Source organism: Clostridium weizhouense (assembly GCF_019431045.1).
In the GTDB taxonomy this organism is placed as follows: Bacteria; Bacillota; Clostridia; order Clostridiales; family Clostridiaceae; genus Clostridium; species Clostridium weizhouense.
The window spans coordinates 207,498-229,032 of the sequence record NZ_JAHXPT010000001.1; the positions used below are offsets into that span (position 1 = coordinate 207,498).

The following is a 21,535-nucleotide window of genomic DNA, read 5'->3' on the forward strand; positions in this document are numbered from 1 at the left end:
AATCTATTCTATCTAGCTTTTTTCATTGATTCAGGCATTTCTTCAACACCTACTGAAAGTGTTGATGCTGGGCTAGCAGTAACCATACCTTCTGTCATCATCATTAAAAATTTTCCTAAAAGTTTTCTTATCATTGTTTTTTCCCCCTATAAATTTTAATTTTTTTAAGTATAAATCATATTGTTAAATATAATTTTTTAAGTTCAATGAATACTATTAAACTCCTTTTTTGTTAAACATTAACATAGCTTGAAATAGGATTGTCCATGTTATAAATTCATATAAATCACTATAGTGATATAACCCTATGGATATTATTCCAAACATTATAGAAATTGTAATTCCTAATAGTCTATTTTTTTTAATAATTGAAGGACGCGTAATTGGCATTTTAGAATTTATTACTGGAGCTGTATTCCATATACAAAATAGACTAATTGCAATTAGAATACAATTACTTACAAAACTAAGTTTAGAATGTAAACTTAATTCTATAACTCCAGTTGTTATTAGCAATGAAGCTATTAAACACTTTATTTGAGTTTCTTCATGATATCCTCCTATAAAAGGCTTAGTAAAAGACATTACTACAATAATAATAATGCTTTCTTTAAAATATCCTAATACAGAGAATATAAGTATTATAGAAATTAATTTTATTAATTCAAAAAACAATAATGTAGCTATATATTGCATCTGCTCACATTGTTCTTTGGTATAACCATTATAATCTGATACATTTTTTACACTGTTTTTTATAAGTTGTCTTATCATTACTTCTTTTACCATCTTTTCTATTTTTTTATCTCTATAATGTATTGTATACTTTTTTTACATATTTTTCAATATAATATAACAATATTCTTGAAAATATATATTTTTTATACATTTAAAACAAAAAAATACTTTAATTGATATACTCTCAATTTATTTGTATAACATATAATAATTTTTTATTCTTTATGATATAATTCTTAACTTTTAGTAAAATTATAAATTTAAATTATAAAAATTTTTTAAGTATATATTCTAATTACTAAACTAATTAGTGGTCTCAGTTATAAATATTCTAAGATTTATATCAATAAAATAAACTTTATTAGAACCTATATAGTCTATACCTTAAACAGTACACAACATTTCACTGGAAAATTAACAGCTGAGAATAGACAACTCATAGATCAATTCACTATTTCAGATTTCTCCTTTTCCTTAAATTTTATCTGCCTTTCCAACTTCAGTTTTTTTTACTTTCCAGATAAAAAAAAGGTGTTTATTATCAATATTAATAAACACCTTAATAAAAACAAATCTCTATTTAATTTTCAACTACTTGTCCAATAGTTTCTTCATCTTCACTTTTAACAATAAATTCAACTAATTTTGTTCCATAAGGAAGACATAATTGTATAAATGGTCCGATTGTTAACATAGATATTATTGTTCCAATCCATACCTTACCACCTAGTAAAAATCCTACTATTAAGTATGTTGCATCTAAACTCATACGAATCCAACGATATTGGAATTTTGTTTTATCTTGTATAATAAATGGTACTATATCATTAGGTGCAACTCCTAAATTAGTTGCTGAAAGTATTGAAAAACCTATTGCTATTATAAATTGTACTAAAACAATTAATAAAGCTTTTATAATTATATTATAAGAATCAATTGGCAACATTGAAAATATTTTTATTGAAAAATCTATAACTGGTCCTACCCCTATAAGACAAATAAATGTTCCAATGTTTATACGTTTTCTATCAACCAATAAAATTATAGCAGTTAATACAAATAATATTAACATATTAGCCATCCCAGGTGTATTATGCAATAATTTAGATAATCCTTGAGTAAAAACAGTAAACGAATCGGATCCTATATTAGTTACTAGTGATAGACCTACTCCAAATTGAATTATTGTCATTCCTAAAAAAAATAAAATTAGTCTTGTTATTAAGTTTTTTTTGTTCATACTTTTCATCCTTTTCTAAAATCTTTATTACAACTAATATTCAAAATTCCCTTTATTTAACCATATTACATTTAGTATTATATTTCTCTTCTACATTTATATAGGCATAAAAGTATTTTACATTACAAGACTGAATTTGTCAAAAACATTCAAAAGTAATCATTTTCATTCAGGCTATCATTTGAAAATAAAACCGTTTTTTCGCTTTTTATTAACAATAAAGTCGAAAATCGTTAAGATTTATTTTATATTCATTTAGCATCTCTATAACTGTGTTTCTAAAAGTATTTTCATTAGATTTCTTTTCTGAAATTTTAATATCTTTATTAACAGTTTTATTACTATGTTTACTTTCCTTGTATTTTTTCGTTAATATCTCAGCAGTTTTTACTAATAAATCGTCCCAATCATCAACTCTAACTATATCCTTATTTAATTTAAATGCCTTAGGTTCTTTAGTTGAAAAATCTTTATATATTTCTATACCATTTTCAAAATTAATATTATTATCTATATTTTTATTTTCAATTTCTGATATATTCTCATTTATTTCCTCAATACTATTTTGGGTAGTTTCTTTAAAATCATTATTTTCATGTTCATATTCTGTTTCCATCCACTTTACATACTCATTAATATTTTTAATCATATCATAAACTTCCACAGATATTTTTCTATAATAATCGCTTAATTCAAAATTCCGTTCTGTTTTTATTATATTGCTTGATTTATCTTCAATATAATCTATAGTACTTTCTAAGGTTTTAGATAAATTATTCAATGATTCTCTAATCTCAACAGACATTGGTGAAAACTTATTAATTATATATCCAATAGTTTCCTTATCAAGTATACATAAACTATTATTCTTTGAATTATTTTGAGATTCTTTATTTTTAAATTCTTTTTTTTCACTTATCTCATTAAACATTTTTGCTGTCTCTAATTCAGCATCATTTTTCTTATAAAAAGTCTTTCCTAACATAATCCCACTCCCTTAAATTACTCTATATTATACCCTTAATATTATTTTACCATATTTTTCTAAATTTGATAATAAATTTAAAATATAATTTATTTATATTGTCTATCTTATATATATTTTTTATTTATTTCCTAGTAATCTTACTATTTATAAAACAAAAAGCCAATTTATCAGCAAAAATATTTTGCATATAAATTGGCAAGTTTATTATATATAATTCTAAACTGATGTATTATATAGCTATTAAATTTATATATAAGTTTCAATAGAGTTTGTTAATTAATATAAATTTTAGAATATTTATAAATCATATTACTAATCACTATAGTAATGGATTTATATAGAAAATTTATGATATATATGCTTCTAACTATATATTATTAATTAAAGATATCTTTTCTATAAAAATTATATATGTATTAACTTAATCAAAATTTATATTAAATTATTTTTTCAACTAAACTTCTTGATACCATTATATTATTTAAATCAATTTTATTAGGATTAGTAAGAAGTGAAACACTTTTAAGCCATATAACTCCATCAACTATAATATTAGACTCTACTTCTTTTGTTGTTTCTTGATCATAAACTTCTTCTAAATTTTTATCTTTTGTCAATACTACAATTCTTCTACATGCTTCATCTTGTTCATCAAAAATATTAAAAAAACTATTATAACTTTCAAAAGATTTTATTGAAGTAACTACTTTTAAATATAGGCCATATTCTTTTGCAGCCTCTAAAGCATTTATATAATTATCCTCCATTTATACATACCTCGTTTCATATTAAGTTATTATATATTTTAGCTAATAATACTTTATTTTTGCAAATATATTTTAAAATCTCAGTAAAGTATCTGCATTGTAAATTTAATTAGTTTTATAAACCTTAATATAAAATCAGCTTCCTAAGTTAATTATCTTCTTTACTTAATATAGAAATAGAGGATAAGTACTTATAAAGTCTCATCCTCTATTTTTATATAAATTTAATACTATATTTAAAATTAATGTTGTTAAAATACTTATTAATCTAAAAACATTTTTATATCGTCTTCAACATTTGTTATTCCACCAATACCAAAGTTTTCTACTAAAACATTAACTACATTTGGTGAAAGGAATGCTGGAAGTGTTGGTCCTAAATGAATATTCTTTACACCTAAATGTAATAAAGATAAAAGAACTATTACAGCTTTTTGTTCATACCATGCAATATTAAATGCAATCGGTAATTCATTTATGTCTTCAAGTTCAAATACTTCTTTAAGCTTTAATGCAATTAATGCTAATGAATAAGAATCATTACATTGTCCTGCATCTAAAACTCTAGGAATTCCACCTATATCACCTAAAGCTAATTTATTGTACTTATATTTTGCACATCCTGCTGTTAATATAACAGTGTCTTTTGGCAATGCTTTTGCAAAATCTGTGTAATATGATCTAGTCTTGTGTCTTCCATCGCATCCAGCCATAACAAAGAATTTCTTTATAGCACCAGTTTTTACTGCTTCTACAATCTTATCAGCTAATGATAATACTTGATTGTGAGCAAATCCTCCAATTATTTCTCCTTCTTCAATTTGAGTAGGTGATAAACACTTCTTAGCTTGCTCTATAATTACAGAGAAGTCTTTATTTCCGTTTTCATCAGCTTCAACGTGAGCACATCCTTCAAACCCTGCTGCTCCTGTAGTATACATTCTATTTTTATAGTTATCCTTATTAGTTGGTGGAACTATACAGTTTGTAGTCATAAGTATTGGACCATTAAAACTTTCAAATTCTTCTCTTTGTTTCCACCATGCATTCCCGTAATTCCCTACTAAATGCGAATATTTTTTTAAATTTGGATAGTAGTGAGCTGGTAACATTTCTGAGTGAGTATATACATCTACTCCAGTTCCTTCAGTTTGTATTAATAATTGTTCTAAATCTTTTAAATCATGACCTGAAACTAATATTCCTGGATTTTTACCTACTCCTATATTAACTTTAGTTATTTCTGGATTACCATAGCTTTCTGTATTGGCTTTATCAAGTAATGCCATTCCATTAACACCAATTTTACCTGTTTCTAATGTTAACGCTATATATTCATCTATAGTTACACTATTATCAGCAGTTAATGATAATGCTTTTTGCATAAATGCACATATTTCTTCATCTTCATATCCTAGTGCATTAGCGTGTTTCATATATGCTGATAATCCCTTTAATCCATAAGTTATAAGTTCTCTTAAACTTCTTATATCTTCATTTTCAGTTGCTAATACACCAACTGAACTTGACTTATCTTCCATTTCTTTTCTAGTCTCAGCATTCCATATCGCTGCTGAACTTAGATTCTCTTTATTTTTAAATTGTGATAATAATTCTTCCTTTAAATTTAATGTTTCTTTGATTCTTCCATAAAAAATTTCATTATCAAAATTAGCATTAGTTATTGTAGTAAATAAATTCATAGTTACTATAGTATTAATATTTCTTGAAACCTTTATTCCTTCTTTTCTAGCTTTTGTTGCTACTTCTGATAAACCTCTTGTTACATATATTAATAAATCTTGAAGCTTTGCAAGTTCTGGTGTTTTACCACATACTCCTTTTATTGTACAGCCTGTACAACCTGCTGCTTCTTGACATTGAAAACAAAACATTTTATTATCCATAATTTAAATCTCCTTTATCTTATATATTTATAAAATTTATTAATTTCTTGAATCTACTTTATGTGCTTATTTTATATTTAAATAAGATAAAGTTCGGTAACATACGTTACAAAAATTAAAATATTTTAAATAAAAAAGAATTAACTCTTTCGAATTAATTCTTTTTTATTTCTCTATATTCTAAGTAAATATAAATTTCCCTGTCCATGAACTTTATTAGATAGCTAACAATCATAATCTTGATAACATCTGCCCATTCATAGCTAATAATTTCTAATACTAAGTTAAAATCAAATTTAATCTAAGATTAAGAATTTTGTTTATACTACAATATCTACATTGTTTTAAAATATAGCTTAAATTGGAATACTATATTATTTTAATATTTTTTGAATAAGAGGATCATTTTCTACATGAGTATTACTAATTAAAAATGCCTCATATAATCTTTCAATCCATTCATCTTGTAGTTCTTGATCGTGATATACATAACAAATTGTATCTTCAGTAGTAACTTTATCACCTTTTTTACAATTAATTTTAAGTCCTACTCCATAATTAATATTGTCTTCTTTTTTAGCTCTTCCTGCACCTAGTAACATTGCTAGTATTCCAAGCTCCTCAGAATGTATCTTTTCTACATATCCTTCTTTTCTGCATTTAATCTCTGTTATAAATTTTGATTTTGGAAGTAGTGTAGTATCTTCTATCATTTTTACATTACCACCTTGATAAGTAACCATTTCTTTAAACTTTTCAAATGCTTTACCTGATTTAACTGCATCTTGTAATATATTACGTGCTTCTTCTTTTGTACTACAAATCTTTCCTTGCATTAGCATAATTTCTCCTGCTTGCATGCATAATTCAGTAAAATCTTTTGGACCCTTCCCTTTTAAAGTATCTATTGCTTCAATTACTTCTAACGAATTACCTATAGTATTACCAAGAGGTTGATTCATATCAGTTATCATAGCCATTGTATTTCTTCCAAGACTATTACCAATCGAAATCATTGCATTTGCAAGTTCTGTTGCTTCTTGAACAGTACGCATAAATGCTCCTTCCCCATATTTAACATCTAAAAGTATAGTATCAGATCCAGATGCAAGTTTCTTAGACATTATAGATGAAGCAATTAATGGAATAGACCTTACTGTTGATGTAACATCTCTTAAAGCATATAATTTCTTATCTGCTGGTACCAAATCACCAGTTTGCCCAATAATAGCTACCCCTATTTCTTTTACTTGTTTAATAAATTTTTCTTCACTTAAAAAACAATTAAATCCTTCTATAGACTCTAATTTATCTAATGTACCACCAGTATGTCCAAGCCCTCTTCCTGACATTTTCGCAACTTTTAATCCACAGGCTGCTACCATTGGTCCTAAAGCCATAGATGTTTTATCTCCTACACCGCCAGTTGAGTGCTTATCAGATTTTATTCCCTCTATACTACTTAAATCTATAACATCTCCACTATGCATCATAGCTTTTGCTAAATATGCCGTTTCTTTATCAGTCATACCATTTAATACAATAGCCATTAATAACGCACTAGTTTGATAATCTGGAATAGAACCATCTACAACACCATCTATCCAAAATTGTATTTCTTCATTACTTAATTCTAAATTTTCTCTTTTCTTATCAATAATATCTACAAAACGCATATTTTAATCCTCCCAAACCCATAAATCTATTTTCTTATTTAAAGGAAACGTTTTCTTAAATGTTCTAAAAATAATATAATTTATGGAGATATCTAAAAATACCTAAACATCTCCATATAATCATATAAACTATATATATTCATTATTTATAGTAGTACATAATATCATTTATACATATTTTAAGATTTATATTAGTTAACAAACTTTATCAGAACTTATATAGTTAAAATAGTAAATCTAAATAAAACTATATTTAGTTTATTGTTTTTAATATCCTAATGCTTCTTTTCCTTTTATCATATTAACGGCTGAACTTGTACCAATTCTGTCACAGCCTTCACTTATAAACATTTCAAGATCCTCAACACTTTTTACTCCACCTGCTGCTTTAATTTTTACATTTGGACCAATATGTTTCTTGAATAATCTTACATCTTCAAGTGTTGCTCCACCTGTACCAAAACCAGTAGATGTTTTAATATAATCTGCACCTGCATCTGTTACTGATTTACACATAGCTATTTTTTCTTCTTCAGTTAAATAGCAAGTTTCTATTATAACCTTTAATATCTTATTTCCAACAACTTCCTTTAACATTCTTATTTCTTCTGTAACTTTATCATATAATTTATTTTTAACATCTGTAATGTTAATTACCATATCAATTTCACTAGCTCCATCCTCAAGAGCCTTTTTAGTTTCAACTATTTTAGCTTCTGTTGTAGAATAACCTAAAGGGAATCCAACTACAGTACATATATTAACCTTATCACCATATTTTTCATGTATACGAGAAATATAACAAGCTGGGATACATATTGATGCTGTATTATATTCAATAGCTTCATCACATATTTTTTGAATATCCTCCCATGTTGCAACTGCCTTTAATAGTGTATGGTCTACATGTTTTAAAATTTCTGAATTTGTCATAAATACCCTCACTTCTCCAGTGATATCAAATTATTTTCAACTTAAAACTTAATTTATTTATATGTCACTGGTCATATAATGATTTATTAATTTTAAGTTATATTTTAAAATAATGTTGAAATTGTAATATAAAACTCATTAACATAGGTGTTCACTCTTATAATAAAATACCAACATTCAATTAAAAAATAACATAATTTTTTCATTTAATCGTAATATATTATAATTCTCTATAACTTTATTTTAATATCATAATGTTATAACGTCAACATTTTTTGTTAAAGTTCAAACATTTGTTAAAGTATATCTTATAATTATAAGGTTTTTATTCTTAATAATTATAAGATATACTAAATATTTTGTATTATACACAAAATAATGTTAGAATATAAACAAATTTACTTATATTTAAATAATAATTTACATTAAATATTTGAAGAAATGGTGATTAATTAATGAATAAAAAATTTCAAAGAGCAAATAAGCTTATAGAAATATTAAAAGAAAAAAATGGAGCTTCTGTCAAAGAATTAGCCACAATATTAGGTGTTTCCGAAATGACGATTAGACGTGATTTAAATGTATTAAAAGCAAATAATATTGTAAGCAATGTATACGGTGCTACTATATATAATCCAGCAAATAATATTGAAAAATTAAGTACTTCTTATAATATTAATGATGAATTAATAAGACAAGAAAAGGAAAAAGCTAAAATAGGCAAAGCAGCTGCAAGCCTAATACAGGAAGGTGATATCATTATTATAGATGCTGGAACTACTACTGAAAAATTAGCACAAAGTATTAATGATGATATAAAACTAACGGCTTTATTTTATAATATAAATATATTATTAGCATTAAAGAATAAAAAAAATATTAAATTAATTTTTTCGGGTGGATATTTCCATTCCAATACTCAAATGTTTGAAAGTACAGAAGGAATTTCTTTAATTAAAAATATACGTGCAACAAAAGTATTTATTTCTGCTGCTGGTATACATGAACAATTAGGTGTAACCTGTTCAAATAATTATGAGGTACCAACAAAACGAGCTATAATAGGATCTTCTTTAGAAAAAATATTACTTGTTGATTCTGAAAAATTTGGTATAGTGAAATCTTCGTATTTTGCTAATTTAAATGAATTTAATACTATTATAACTGATTCTAATATTTCTAAAGAATGGATTGAACGTATTGAAAGTCTAGGAATAAAATTAATTATTGTTTGATATAAAGAACAGAGTGGCTACGCCACTTTTCAATTGACAGTTGACAATGCACAATTGTGGTTGAAAGCTACAGGCTTTCTTTAATATATATTATTTAGAAATCACCGAGTGATTTCATCCTACATTGTCAATTGTCAATCATCCATTGTCCATTCAAAATATCTCATTAACCTTAGATTTTATCTAGCTTTTTGAATATATATGAGAAAAATCCAGCTGGCAAATATATTTTTAATCTAATAACTAAATATACCATTAATTAAATAATTCTTCTTCTAATTCATTTATATTTATAATTTCAATTTTATTTCTATCAAATTCTATATATCCCATATCTCTAAGTTGCATTAATTCTCTTGATAAAGATGGTCTTGGTATTCCCATATTAGATGCTATTTCTTCTTTGCTTTCTTTTAAGACTATGTTTTTACTTTTTTGTTTTTTGGATTCTTCTAATATAAAATTTATAACCTTATGTTTAATACTTTTAAATGATATATTTTTTATTTTTGAATTAAGCATCAATACTTTATTACTTAATAAAGACATAAAGTTCTCTAAAAATTTTTCTTCTTTTAAACATAATTTTATAATATCTTCTTTTTTTATATATAATACCGTACAATCACTAAAAGCCATTATAGTAGCTGGATAACTACCCTTTTTTGAAAAAATTAAAGCTTCTCCAAAGACATCATTATTCTTTAATCTTTTTAAAACAATATACTTTCCACTTAAATATATTCTTTGAATTTCAACTATTCCATCTAAAATTATCCCTAAAGTATTACATTTGTCATCTTCTGATGCAATAACTTCTCCCTTATTATATGACTTTAAGAAATATTGTATATTAGAAATTACATTTTCTATATTCTCTTTGCTAATGCCTTTAAAAAATTCATTTTCTTTAATTTTCATTATTATGTTTTCCATATTAAAAATAAGAAGCCTCCTAACCAATGTAGAAAAAATTTACTAATAAATCTATAGTTTTCACTATGTTTTATATTAATAATTATTTTCTATTAAAAATAGACAAGATAATCCTAAAGCTAGATAAAATCAATCTCTCAGTTACTAAAAATTCTATAATTTGCTGTATAAATAAGAAGTACTATTCAAAATACATTATAATAATTTGAAATAGTACTTCTTTATACACTACTACACTAATTTAATTTATTCAACTATCAAATTTTTATTACTGAAATACTCTTTAATAAATTTTACTATAATCCCTAAAACAATACCTAGTATTGCTGGAACAACCCAACCAAGACCCTTAGAATAAAGAGGCAAATTAGAAAATACTTTAACTATAAATTCTAAATTAATTCCTGCTTGACTTAACGCATCAACAACACTTACTACTCCTGTAAATAAAATTGCTGAACAATATACAATTTTACTTCCATTAAAAATATTCTCTGTTACTCCAAGTACTATAAGAATTATCGCTATTGGATATATAGCATTTAATACTGGAACTGATACTGATAAAATTTTTGTTAACCCCATATTGGCAAGTACCATACTTGAAATAGAAAGTATTCTAACCCAAGTTTTATAATTTATTTTTGATGTTAATGTTGTGAAATATTCACTACAAGAAGTTATAAGACCAACACAAGTAGTTAAACAAGCTACTGTAAAAATAAGTGCAAGTAATATTACTCCTGGTTTTCCAAATAAATACGTCATAACATTTGTAAGAGTTTGAGCTCCATTTTCAGTTCCTCCAAATCTACCTCCTGATGTTGCTCCTAAATGACCTAACATAGAATAAATTACTATTAACAATCCACCTGCTATTACTCCTGCTTTTATAGATGTTGAAATAACTACTTTTTCCTCACTTATCCCTTTGCTCTTTATTGCAAAAGCGATTACTATTCCAAAGTTTAATGCCGCAATAGTATCCATAGTTAAATATCCTTCTAAGAATCCTTTAACAAATGGTGAAGATAAATATTCTCCACTAGCAGCTCCATAACCTCCTAGTGGTTTAAATACAGCCGCTATAAATACAATTGATATAAGAGTTAATAATGTTGGTGTTAAAAATTTTCCCATACGATCTACTAATTTAGATGGAGTTAAACATAACCAATAAGCTACTGAAAAGAACACTAATGTATATATAAATCTTGCTAATGTAATTGAAATTAATCCTTCAGGCAAAAATGGTGCTACAGCCATTTCAAAAGGTAAGCTTCCAGCTCTTGGAATACCTAAACATGGTCCTATTGATAAATATATTAATACAGTAAATACTATTGCAAAAATCGGATTAACCTTGTTTGCTAAATTTTTTAATCCACCAGATTTAGCTACCGTGATTACTCCTAAAACTGGAAACCCAACTGCTGTTATAAAAAATCCAAGCATAGCTACCCAAGTTGCTCCTCCTGCTGATTGTCCAAGAAATGGTGGAAATATTAAATTTCCTGCTCCAAAAAATAATGAAAAAAGCATTAAACTTATAAGTCCTAAATCTTTTTTTGATAAATTTTTCATTTTAAAATCCCCCTTTTTTATAATAAATAACCTCTTTTTTTATAATAATTAACTTCTTTCTAATGTCACTTTCAATACTCATGTAAATGCCCCCTTAAATATAAAAATACCCCGTCCCAATAAAAGGGACGAGGTTTAATCGCGATACCACCCTAATTCTATAAAATAATCATATAAAAATTAAAATCATTTTATAGCTCTCAGTAACGTACTAAATAATACGCCTTTCTTTTAACGGTGAAATTCCGTTGAGACTTACTTTAAACATAGTTCAGCCTCACTTCTCCGAGATGATTTTCAGTTATATCCTGAACATTAGCTTTCATCATACGCTAACTTTCTGTAGAACAGTAAATATTACTTACTTTTTCTCTTCTTAGAATTTTATTTTTAATTTGTAATTAGAATACACCTTTGTTGACTCACTGTCAATATTATACTTGTTTTTTTAATATTTTCATAAAATATTATATGTTTTTTTAATTTTTATATATTTTAAAGTTTAAAACATATTCTTTATTTATTAAATTAAAAGATTTTCACCATTTCTTTACATATTTAATCCAATTATACATTTAAAATTATTAAATCACAAATTCATATAAATACTATCTTACATAACATAATAATTAATTAAAATTTTAATTACAAGATCTAAGAACTCTATATCCAACTTGAATAATAAATTCATTGTTTATATTTACAACTCTATCTATATATTCATCATTAAAGTTTAAATTCCTAATAGCTAATTTTTCACTCAAAAGCGTTGAATGTATTATTATGTCTCTTATTTTATTAGGATTTTCTTTTCCGTCTAATATAGATATGCTATTATTTATTAAAATAGTATTTAAATTATCAATTTTTAATATTAACTCCTCTATTCCTTCTTTTAATTTATATGGAAATATTACTCTATTAATTAAAATTACTATTGTTACTCCTATTATCACATAAAAAACTCTATAGAATAATAATATATTTATATTCTCACTTAAAGATGATATACATATGGATGCTATAGATGCAAATAATGAAATTTTATAATATTCTTTAAATGCATATAATAAATAAAGTGAAATTATTAAAATAATTATAGTTATAAATCTTATATTTACTAAATTAATAATTATTCCTGTAATTAAAATACCTATAATATTTCCTATTATCCTTTCTTTTGTCTTAGATATTGTATACTCATAATATGGTTGAATTACTGACATTATTGTTATAACTGCCCATATAATCTTATAAAATCCCAAGATATTTGCTAATGTTAAACCTATAGTTACAGCTATAGACATCCTCATTGCAAAATTAAATCTCATTCCTTTATATATTAAATGTTCCTTAGATGTTTTATTATTTTTATCTATATTTATTATCTCCCACTCTTCATAAACTCGATTTATCTCTTTGTTTCCTAAAGCGTTTAATTCCTCAAAATTTTTTAATAGTTCTTTAAGTAATTCACATATTTCAAACATATACTCTGATTTTTCTTTATATTTTTTTATAAAATAATTTATACTTTCTGTTAAATATTCTATTGATATATAAAGATTAGAATACTGTATAATATTTTCTATTATTTTTATTAATTCTTTTATTTCACATTTTTCTATATCTTCTTTCTTATAAAGTTCATTTATTGTTCTTAAAAACAAATTAAAATATTCTATATTTATGTATAACTCAAATTGTATTTTTCCTAAATGAGTGGTTAAATAATTTTTATGTCTAGTTATATATATACTATACGCTAATTCTCTCATAATTTTAGAGCATTCTTTTATTAAACTTTCTTCAAAATTTTGATTTAATATATTATTAAGTTGAGTATTTATTAACGAAATTGAATTTGTTATACTTTTTCCTAATTTGTTTACTTCATTTACCTTAATGATAATATTACTACTTACTATCACAAGAATCCCAAAAATTACTGCTAAAATTCTTAATGGCAATTCTTCTAAAGTTATATACGAATATTGTGTAAATACGTATAACATTAAAAATGGTTTATAAAAAGTTAAATCATATGGTGAAAATATTATATACATTATTAAAAATATAACTGTAATATTAATTATAATTCCAATAAAAAAATTTTGTGTTGAAATAAATGAAGCTATTACAATGATTAAATCAATAACAATTATTCTAAGTATCTTATTAAAAGTTTTTATTTGCAAATTCTGTCTTCCTAATACTGTAGATGTTAACGCTATAGGAAAAGCTAACATTATATTTTTTATTCCAAATAAAATTCTAACACCAAGCATAGTAATAACTGCTACTGATCCATGCTTTAACATTGAATAAATATTTATTTTATATTTTTTTACTATACAATCTAACATATTATAGTACTTCCTAGCTGAATAAATTTAGTATTTTTTATTATCCTAATTATCAATATTTTAGCTATATAAATCTTTATGTACTTATTCATATATTATTTCTCCTATATATCTCTTAAAAATTATAGAAATTATTTTTAATAAAATTTAAAGTGTTTTAAATCTAACTATATGTTCTAATTAAGTTATTACATTTATAATTTTTTATATAAATTTATTCATATATAATTTGTTTCTAATTTTTAAAATTATTCTAAAAAGTCTTAAGATTATATATCTGCTCTTAAGATTTTTTAACAACAAAAATAAGGGTTAATTCTCAATAAAAATTACTTTTCATTAAGAATTAACCCTTTAATAAACAAAATTATCTTCTATTTTGTTCTTTTTTAGCTCTTCTACAATCTATACATCTTACAGGTTCATTAGTGAATCCTTTTTCTTTGTAGAATTCTTGTTCACCTACTGTAAAAACAAATTCTTTACCACAATCTCTGCATACTAAAGTTTTATCTGTCATATTAAGTTCCTCCTTTTAATCAAAGATTAATATATTGATTCATATAATTCTCTAAAAGGAGAAATTTACATATCTATAAAAAACCTTTTTATATTTCATCTGTACTCTTATACTAACATATATAAAATAAATAGCAAGCTTTTTTTATTTTAATATTAAAATATAACAGCTTTATCTAATAAATTACTTGCCTCATTATTAGAAAGATTTTTAGATTGACTTATTTCTTCAATTAACATGTTTTTTGTTTTACGTAACATATCTTTTTCACTTGAATTTAATGAATGTTGTGTTTTTAGTTGAGTAAGATTGCAAAAAACTTCTAGATAGTCTTCCAAAGTTCCTGATTTTATTTTACTATTATTAACAACTGCTCTCTCTTTAAAATTAGACTTAATTAACTCATCTATGTTCGTTTGAAATTCATTTATGTTTTTTAAATTATTATCTAAAATTTTTGAGTCACTGATTAATCTAATATTAGATATTTCTGCTTTACTACAAGGTAATATTAATTTCATTGTATTATTAAATAAGTGTATTTTATAATAACTTTGAGCTTCCCCTTTGAACGTTCTTTCTTCTATTACATCAATCATTCCAACGCCTTGATTTGGATAAACAACTATATCTCCTACGTTAAACAAATAATCAACCTCCTTATATACTATTCTTATAGTATAACACAATTAATTATTTTTATAAAATTATTATTTTATCATAAAAAAATATCAGTGTCAATAAACAAAGTCAAGCATTTAAATATTAATATATTTAACAATTTATTTATAATCTTCCACTATATTTAACTTCCTTATAAACTTGTTCTGTTATTTTTATAAAACATCATCACTATATTAGTTATATATAAATTTTACTTCTAAATTCTTAATTAAAAATATTTATTAATATTATTTTAATTTCTTTTATAATATTGATAAATTATATTTTATTTGTATTTTTATACAAATAACTAATAAATTCTATTATAACTTACTTGAATAAATTAAAATTTTTCTTAATTTGTGCATAATATTACATAATTTCTAATATATTATTGTTAATCTACAAAAATTACCATATAATTATATATAAATATATTTTTTAATAATTTTGAGGTGAAATTATGGATCATGAAAAGATACATATAGAAAGAGATTATACAATATGTGATTTAGAAAATATTTTAGATAATATTCCATACGAAGTATGGCTTAAAGATAAAGATGGAAATTATAAATTTATAAATAAAGCTTTTGCTCAAAGAATAAAACTTTCTAAAGAAGAAATTATAGGAAAAAAAGATACTGATTTTAATCAAAATAATATAATTCAAACCTTTAATAAAAATGATAAAAAAGTACTAACTAATAAAATACGTATTTTACAAGAAGATAAATTAAATATAAATAAAGATGTAAAATGGTTTAAAGTTCATAAACTACCCTTTAAACCACAATATAAAAACTCTGATTGGATTATGTCTTTTTCAAGAGAAATAAGCTTATATAAAAAGGTAGATAACATTTTAAAATCTGAAATTGAAAAGGGTCTTGAAACAGAAAAAGAATTAGAATTATTTTTAGAAACCGCTACTGATTTATGTGCAATAGTATCTACAGATGGAACTTATAAAAAAGTTACTAGTAAATGGACAAGAACACTCGGATGGAATAAAGATGAATTATTTAAAATGAAACTTACAGATTTAATTCATAAAGATGATATAGATAAATCACTTGAAATAATAGATTTATACTCTATAAATGGCAAAGGCTATGGATTAACAACTAGATTTCGTTGTAAAAATGGAGAATATAAGATTATTGAATGGAGCTGGAATTACATAGAAAAATCAGATTCTATTATTTTGACTGGAAAAGATAGAACTGAACAAAAGAAATTAGAGGAAGAAAAAAAAATTTTAGAAGATGCTATAGCCTTAGAAACTTTAAAAACAGAATTTTTTGCTAATATATCACATGAATTTAGAACTCCAATTAATATAATACTTACTACAGTTCAATTACTTTCTGTTAATTTACAAAATAATTGTACTGGCTTTGAAGAAAAAGCAAACTTAACAAAATATATAAAAGGTTTAAAACAAAATGCTTATAGGTTATTAAAACTTGTAAACAACTTATTGGATATAACAAAAATAGAAGGTGGATATTATGAATTAAAGCTAAAAAACTGTAATGTAATTAATCTTATTGAAGAAATAGTATTATCAGTTGCTGATCACATTGGTAACAAAGGGAGAACTATAATATTTGATACAAATGAAGAAGAGTTAACACTTGCTTGTGATCCTGAAAGGATTGAAACTATAATATTAAATTTATTATCAAATGCAGTAAAATACACTGAAAAAAATGGTGAAATTAATGTTAATTTAAATGTAGACAAAAAACAAGAAAAAATATTTGTATCAGTTAAAGATAATGGAGTTAAAATTGATGAAAAATATGCAAAATCTATTTTTGATAGATTTACTCAAGTAGAAAATTTATTAAATAGGAAATGTGAAGGTAGTGGAATTGGCTTATCACTTGTAAAATCTTTAGTTGAATTACATGGAGGTACTATTTGGGCTAATACAGATCTTAAAGAGGGTGCTGAAATAATATTTACTCTTCCAATTAAAGAAATTGAAAATCAAAATGATATAGAATTTGAAACCAAGGTCTTAGATGCAAAAATTGAAAGATTTAATGTAGAATTTTCAGATATATATTCTATGTAATTAATTACTACTTAACATATTTATAACTTAATTTTTAAAATACATAATTAAAGAACTGTTTCAAAAACCTATATTTAAAACAGTTCTTATATCTTTATATCATTAAGCATTTAACTTATTATTAATATAAATTTTGTATATACTATTTATTTTTCTATTCTTAATTATAACAAATAACATTTGTTCCTGAACTAATATTATCATATACCGCCTTTGCTAGATAGTATGGTGCATTTATACATCCATGTGAACCATTTGTTTTATAAATTTCTCCTCCAAATTCTGATCTCCAACTCGCATCATGAAGTCCAATTCCGCCATTAAATGGCATCCAAAAACAAACAGGAGCAGCATAACCCGGACCTCTTAGAACTGTATCTTTTTGTTTATAATATAATCTATAAATTCCATCTGGTGTTGCACATCCAGTACTTAAGTTGCCTGTAACAACATCACCTTCTACAACAAGATATCCATCTTTGTAATACCATAAATGTTGATTTCCCATATCAATTTCTACAAATGTTTCACCAACATTACTAAAATAACTTGCTGCTGATGTTTGATAATATATTGGATGTTTTGATATAGTTTGTCCATTTTTTATATTATCCAGTAATTCTTTTGTTTCGGCTTCACTATCAATCTTCCAACTATGATTATTGCCATCATATCCACCACTAACTTTTATTGTATTTCCTAATAATGAAGTATAAGTATTTGCCATTGTATCTACATAATCTCTTACCTTTGATTCATCAAAAATAACTTGAAAATTTTCATCTATTCCAATCCAATCTTTTATTGTAGATCCATCTAAAACTTGTGTATTACCTGCAAAAGTATACGTTATATTAGAAGATATATATTTATTAAGAGTATTATATGCATAAGAGACTATAGGTGAATTCTCAACAAATTTAGGATTTTCATAACAATCACTATATTCTAAATTTATAGATATTTCTCCATTTAAAATTGCTTTTACTATCTTATCATGTAGAATATTTTTTTTAACTTTATTTCCGTAAATTTCTTTTGTAAGTATATATGAATTATTGTTATATTCAATTTTAGCATTTTGAGGTTGAATCACTTTATTATTATCAAAGCAAGAAAGTTTATTTAAACATTGATTCAATAAATTTTCATCATAAGAAATTACTTTAGAATTATCTTCATTATATTTTAATCCTATGTCAATTCCATAAATTTTTTCTATTATGCCTCCCCTTTCTTCCAATGTTAATGTGTATGATTCTGATGACGTTTTTTCATTGTCTTTATCTAATGTTTTAGCCGAAACATTAATGGTATTAGTTAAAATAGACATATTAAAAATAAAAAATGTACTAAAAATAAAAACTATACTCCATTTATAAATTTTATTAAATATTTTTGTTATTTTTTTCATTAAATATCCCCCCCAAAATTAAAATTAGTACTAAAATATATCCGCTTAATTACAGCACAATATATTATTTTAATTTTACGCTTTATATTATACCATTTTTTTCCAATAAAAAGGAGAGATTTTTATATTTGTAATACAAATATATCTTATATAGCTTCTTAAATATATATATAATTTTCTATAAAAGCTATATAAAGATTGTAAATATAATAACTTAATTAAAAGATATATTTTATAATTTGTTATTTTATAAAATTCATTTTTCGACTTTTTATTTTAAATTTTATGTTTTTTCGTATATGCTAATTTATATTTTATATTTTAAATGATATTTTTTAAAATATTTTTCTAAAATTATAGTATTTAATTAAGATTTTATTAAATATTACGATAGATAATTGTATACTTTATTAAATAACTAATCAGGAGGAAGCTTTAATGAAAAAATTTAAATTTAAGAGCCTAAAGCATCAATTATTACTATGTTTTATTGCACTAATAATAATTATGTGTACAGGCATATCATTAATTTCTATGTACATATCAAAACAAGCCTTAATTTCAACTGTTAATATCACTTTACCAGAAGTTGCTAAGCAAGCAAGTTCTTCTGTAGAAAATGCAATTAGTACTCAAACTAAGATTTTAGAAACTTTAGCTAACAATGATAAAATTAAAGATGAAACTATACCAGTAAATGAAAAATTAGAACTACTTTCAGAAATAGCAAAACAAAATGGTTATTTAAAAATGACTCTTTTAGATGCTAATGGAAATGGATTTAATACTGATAACCAACCATTAAATCTATCTGATAGAGATTACTTTAAAAAATCTATTTCTGGAATAAACTATGTATCTGATCCAATAGTAAGTAAAGCTGATAATAGTTTAGTAGTTGTATATAGTGTACCTATAAAGAATAATGATACTATTATTGGAGTTTTAACTGCTGTTAGAGATGGTAATGAGTTAAGTGGATATACTAATAGTATTAAATTCGGAGAAACAGGTACTGCTTATATGATTAATAAAGAAGGTACTATAATTGCACATAATAATAAAGAACTAGTAATAAATCAAGATAATGACTTTGAAAATATAAAAACTGATCCTTCATTAGAATCTATAGTTAAAATAGAAAAAAAAATGACCCAAGGTGAATCAGGTGCTGGAGATTATTCTTATAAAGGAAAAAATAAATATGTTGGTTATGCCCCTATTAAAACTACAGGTTGGTCTATAGCTATTGTAACTGAAAAAGATGAAGTTTTAAGTGAAATAAACCTTTTAAGATTACTTATAGGTATAACATTAGTTATATTTGTTGTATTAGGTTGTTTTATAGTATTACTTCTATCCTCTTCTATTATAAAACCTATAAAATTATCAATGGAACAATTAAAATCTATATCTGAAGGTGATTTAACATTAAATACTTCAAAAAAACTTTTAGATAGAACTGATGAATTTGGAGAAATGGCACAATCTATAGAAACTATGAAAACTTCTATGATTAATATGATTAATAATATAAAAACAAGTTCTTCTGATATAGACTCTCAAAGTAATACTTTATTAGCATTATCTAATGAAATGTCATGTTCAAGTAATAATATCTCAACCGCTACTAATGATGTTGCTAAAGGAACTGTAGGCCAAGCTCAAGATTTAGTAGATATTACTGCTATATTACAAAATTTCAGTGCTAAATTAGATGATATGGTTAAAATAATAAATGATATAGACTCTAATACAAATAATATAAAATCTAAAGCTTATTCTAGTAATACAGATATGGAAACTGTTATTCAATCTGTTAACAATGTTAATAATGCATTTAATGAATTAATTATAAAAATACAAAGTGTTGGTTCTAATGTTACAAAAATAAATGAAATAACTAATTTAATAAATAGTATATCTGAACAGACTAATCTTCTTGCATTAAATGCAGCGATTGAAGCCGCAAGAGCTGGTGAGTCTGGTAGAGGTTTTTCTGTTGTAGCAGATGAGATAAGAAAACTTGCTGAGCAAAGTAAAGATTCTTCTTTAAGTATTTCTAACTTAATATCAGAAATATCTATAGATACAAACCTTATGATTAATACTACTGATACTATGAAGGATGAACTTAAAACTCAAGAAAATAATATATATACTGCTATGAAATCTTTTGAAACAATTACAGTTGCAGTTGATGATATAGCACCTAAAATTGAATTAGCTAATAATTCTGTTAATGATTTAAATGAAAATAAGGAAAGTATTTTAATCAAAATAGAAACATCATCTTCAATCGCTGAAGAAGTGTCTGCTTCAGCTGAAGAAATAGCTGCTTCAACTGAAGAAATGAATAAGTCTACTGAAGAATTATCAAATTCTGTAGAACTATTAAATAATATGAGTAATGAAATGACTCATAATGTAAATAGGTTTAAAATATAAGCTTATATTTTAATAAAAATCTTATTTATATATA

General features: G+C 24.0%; 17 protein-coding genes and 1 other annotated feature. Of the genes, 3 read left to right on the plus strand and 14 right to left on the minus strand.

The features are described 5' to 3' along the window. Window positions 1-8 precede the first annotated feature (8 nt). From KYD98_RS18040 to deoC, 8 genes are all read right to left on the minus strand, one after another. On the minus strand, window positions 9-134 hold the full coding sequence (locus tag KYD98_RS18040; RefSeq protein WP_258049553.1) for a hypothetical protein: 126 nt from the start codon (window positions 132-134) through the stop codon (window positions 9-11). An 82-nt stretch (window positions 135-216) separates the two neighbouring features. Then, on the minus strand, window positions 217-774 hold the full coding sequence (locus tag KYD98_RS00970; RefSeq protein WP_219777720.1) for an accessory gene regulator ArgB-like protein: 558 nt from the start codon (window positions 772-774) through the stop codon (window positions 217-219). Window positions 775-1,318: 544 nt separating this feature from the next. Then, window positions 1,319-1,978, minus strand: a complete 660-nt coding sequence (locus KYD98_RS00975; RefSeq protein WP_219777721.1) for a YczE/YyaS/YitT family protein — start codon at window positions 1,976-1,978, stop codon at window positions 1,319-1,321. Between the two features lie 211 nt (window positions 1,979-2,189). Next, window positions 2,190-2,963 carry a viral A-type inclusion protein gene (locus KYD98_RS00980; RefSeq protein WP_219777722.1) on the minus strand — a complete coding sequence of 258 codons (774 nt, stop codon included), beginning with the start codon at window positions 2,961-2,963 and terminating at the stop codon, window positions 2,190-2,192. 440 nt (window positions 2,964-3,403) lie between these two features. Further along, window positions 3,404-3,733, minus strand: coding sequence for a hypothetical protein (locus KYD98_RS00985; RefSeq protein WP_219777723.1), 330 nt, complete (start codon window positions 3,731-3,733; stop codon window positions 3,404-3,406). Window positions 3,734-3,996: 263 nt separating this feature from the next. Next, window positions 3,997-5,640 carry a hydroxylamine reductase gene (hcp, locus tag KYD98_RS00990; RefSeq protein WP_219777724.1) on the minus strand — a complete coding sequence of 548 codons (1,644 nt, stop codon included), beginning with the start codon at window positions 5,638-5,640 and terminating at the stop codon, window positions 3,997-3,999. A 374-nt stretch (window positions 5,641-6,014) separates the two neighbouring features. After that, window positions 6,015-7,316 carry a pyrimidine-nucleoside phosphorylase gene (locus KYD98_RS00995; protein WP_219777725.1) on the minus strand — a complete coding sequence of 434 codons (1,302 nt, stop codon included), beginning with the start codon at window positions 7,314-7,316 and terminating at the stop codon, window positions 6,015-6,017. A gap of 267 nt (window positions 7,317-7,583) precedes the next feature. Next, complete coding sequence (gene deoC / locus KYD98_RS01000; protein WP_219777726.1) at window positions 7,584-8,249, minus strand: deoxyribose-phosphate aldolase; 666 nt, start codon at window positions 8,247-8,249, stop codon at window positions 7,584-7,586. A 455-nt stretch (window positions 8,250-8,704) separates the two neighbouring features. Between deoC and KYD98_RS01005 the strand changes: the two genes are divergently transcribed. Further along, entirely contained in the window at window positions 8,705-9,484 is a 780-nt protein-coding gene (locus KYD98_RS01005) for a DeoR/GlpR family DNA-binding transcription regulator (protein WP_219777727.1), read from the plus strand. A gap of 255 nt (window positions 9,485-9,739) precedes the next feature. Here KYD98_RS01005 and KYD98_RS01010 read toward each other — a convergent pair whose 3' ends face one another. The 5 genes from KYD98_RS01010 to KYD98_RS01030 all read right to left on the minus strand — a co-directional run bounded on the left by KYD98_RS01010 (window position 9,740) and on the right by KYD98_RS01030 (window position 15,537). Further along, the gene (locus tag KYD98_RS01010) at window positions 9,740-10,405 is read right to left on the minus strand and encodes a Crp/Fnr family transcriptional regulator (RefSeq protein ID WP_373368719.1); all 666 of its coding nucleotides are present in this window, start codon (window positions 10,403-10,405) and stop codon (window positions 9,740-9,742) included. Window positions 10,406-10,666: 261 nt separating this feature from the next. Continuing rightward, the gene (gene brnQ, locus KYD98_RS01015; protein WP_219777729.1) at window positions 10,667-12,004 is read right to left on the minus strand and encodes a branched-chain amino acid transport system II carrier protein; all 1,338 of its coding nucleotides are present in this window, start codon (window positions 12,002-12,004) and stop codon (window positions 10,667-10,669) included. 121 nt (window positions 12,005-12,125) lie between these two features. Further along, window positions 12,126-12,391, minus strand: a binding site (T-box leader). A 254-nt stretch (window positions 12,392-12,645) separates the two neighbouring features. Beyond that, window positions 12,646-14,370, minus strand: coding sequence for an FUSC family protein (locus tag KYD98_RS01020; protein WP_219777730.1), 1,725 nt, complete (start codon window positions 14,368-14,370; stop codon window positions 12,646-12,648). Between the two features lie 367 nt (window positions 14,371-14,737). Further along, window positions 14,738-14,890: a zinc-ribbon domain-containing protein gene (locus tag KYD98_RS01025; protein WP_219777731.1), complete on the minus strand. Its 153-nt coding sequence runs from the start codon at window positions 14,888-14,890 to the stop codon at window positions 14,738-14,740. 155 nt (window positions 14,891-15,045) lie between these two features. Next, a complete protein-coding gene (locus KYD98_RS01030) occupies window positions 15,046-15,537 on the minus strand; it encodes a CarD family transcriptional regulator (RefSeq protein WP_219777732.1) in 492 nt (163 codons plus the stop codon). A gap of 479 nt (window positions 15,538-16,016) precedes the next feature. Here KYD98_RS01030 and KYD98_RS01035 point away from each other — a divergent pair, with 479 nt between their 5' ends. Next, complete coding sequence (locus KYD98_RS01035) at window positions 16,017-17,639, plus strand: sensor histidine kinase (protein WP_219777733.1); 1,623 nt, start codon at window positions 16,017-16,019, stop codon at window positions 17,637-17,639. Window positions 17,640-17,799: 160 nt separating this feature from the next. Here the strand turns inward: KYD98_RS01035 and KYD98_RS01040 are convergent, their stop codons facing one another. Next, complete coding sequence (locus KYD98_RS01040) at window positions 17,800-19,053, minus strand: L,D-transpeptidase family protein (RefSeq protein WP_219777734.1); 1,254 nt, start codon at window positions 19,051-19,053, stop codon at window positions 17,800-17,802. A 438-nt stretch (window positions 19,054-19,491) separates the two neighbouring features. Between KYD98_RS01040 and KYD98_RS01045 the strand changes: the two genes are divergently transcribed. After that, window positions 19,492-21,501, plus strand: a complete 2,010-nt coding sequence (locus KYD98_RS01045) for a methyl-accepting chemotaxis protein (RefSeq protein WP_219777735.1) — start codon at window positions 19,492-19,494, stop codon at window positions 21,499-21,501. Window positions 21,502-21,535 lie beyond the last annotated feature (34 nt).

Excerpts from the sequence above, each read along its gene's own strand:
- KYD98_RS18040 (WP_258049553.1), bottom strand. The coding sequence starts at position 134 with ATGATAAGAAAACTTTTAGGAAAATTTTTAATGATGATGACAGAAGGT.
- KYD98_RS00970 (WP_219777720.1), bottom strand. The coding sequence starts at position 774 with ATGATAAGACAACTTATAAAAAACAGTGTAAAAAATGTATCAGATTAT.
- KYD98_RS00975 (WP_219777721.1), bottom strand. The coding sequence starts at position 1,978 with ATGAACAAAAAAAACTTAATAACAAGACTAATTTTATTTTTTTTAGGA.
- KYD98_RS00980 (WP_219777722.1), bottom strand. The coding sequence starts at position 2,963 with ATGTTAGGAAAGACTTTTTATAAGAAAAATGATGCTGAATTAGAGACA.
- KYD98_RS00985 (WP_219777723.1), bottom strand. The coding sequence starts at position 3,733 with ATGGAGGATAATTATATAAATGCTTTAGAGGCTGCAAAAGAATATGGC.
- hcp (WP_219777724.1), bottom strand. The coding sequence starts at position 5,640 with ATGGATAATAAAATGTTTTGTTTTCAATGTCAAGAAGCAGCAGGTTGT.
- KYD98_RS00995 (WP_219777725.1), bottom strand. The coding sequence starts at position 7,316 with ATGCGTTTTGTAGATATTATTGATAAGAAAAGAGAAAATTTAGAATTA.
- deoC (WP_219777726.1), bottom strand. The coding sequence starts at position 8,249 with ATGACAAATTCAGAAATTTTAAAACATGTAGACCATACACTATTAAAG.
- KYD98_RS01005 (WP_219777727.1), top strand. The coding sequence starts at position 8,705 with ATGAATAAAAAATTTCAAAGAGCAAATAAGCTTATAGAAATATTAAAA.
- KYD98_RS01010 (WP_373368719.1), bottom strand. The coding sequence starts at position 10,405 with ATGAAAATTAAAGAAAATGAATTTTTTAAAGGCATTAGCAAAGAGAAT.
- brnQ (WP_219777729.1), bottom strand. The coding sequence starts at position 12,004 with ATGAAAAATTTATCAAAAAAAGATTTAGGACTTATAAGTTTAATGCTT.
- KYD98_RS01020 (WP_219777730.1), bottom strand. The coding sequence starts at position 14,370 with ATGTTAGATTGTATAGTAAAAAAATATAAAATAAATATTTATTCAATG.
- KYD98_RS01025 (WP_219777731.1), bottom strand. The coding sequence starts at position 14,890 with ATGACAGATAAAACTTTAGTATGCAGAGATTGTGGTAAAGAATTTGTT.
- KYD98_RS01035 (WP_219777733.1), top strand. The coding sequence starts at position 16,017 with ATGGATCATGAAAAGATACATATAGAAAGAGATTATACAATATGTGAT.
- KYD98_RS01040 (WP_219777734.1), bottom strand. The coding sequence starts at position 19,053 with ATGAAAAAAATAACAAAAATATTTAATAAAATTTATAAATGGAGTATA.
- KYD98_RS01045 (WP_219777735.1), top strand. The coding sequence starts at position 19,492 with ATGAAAAAATTTAAATTTAAGAGCCTAAAGCATCAATTATTACTATGT.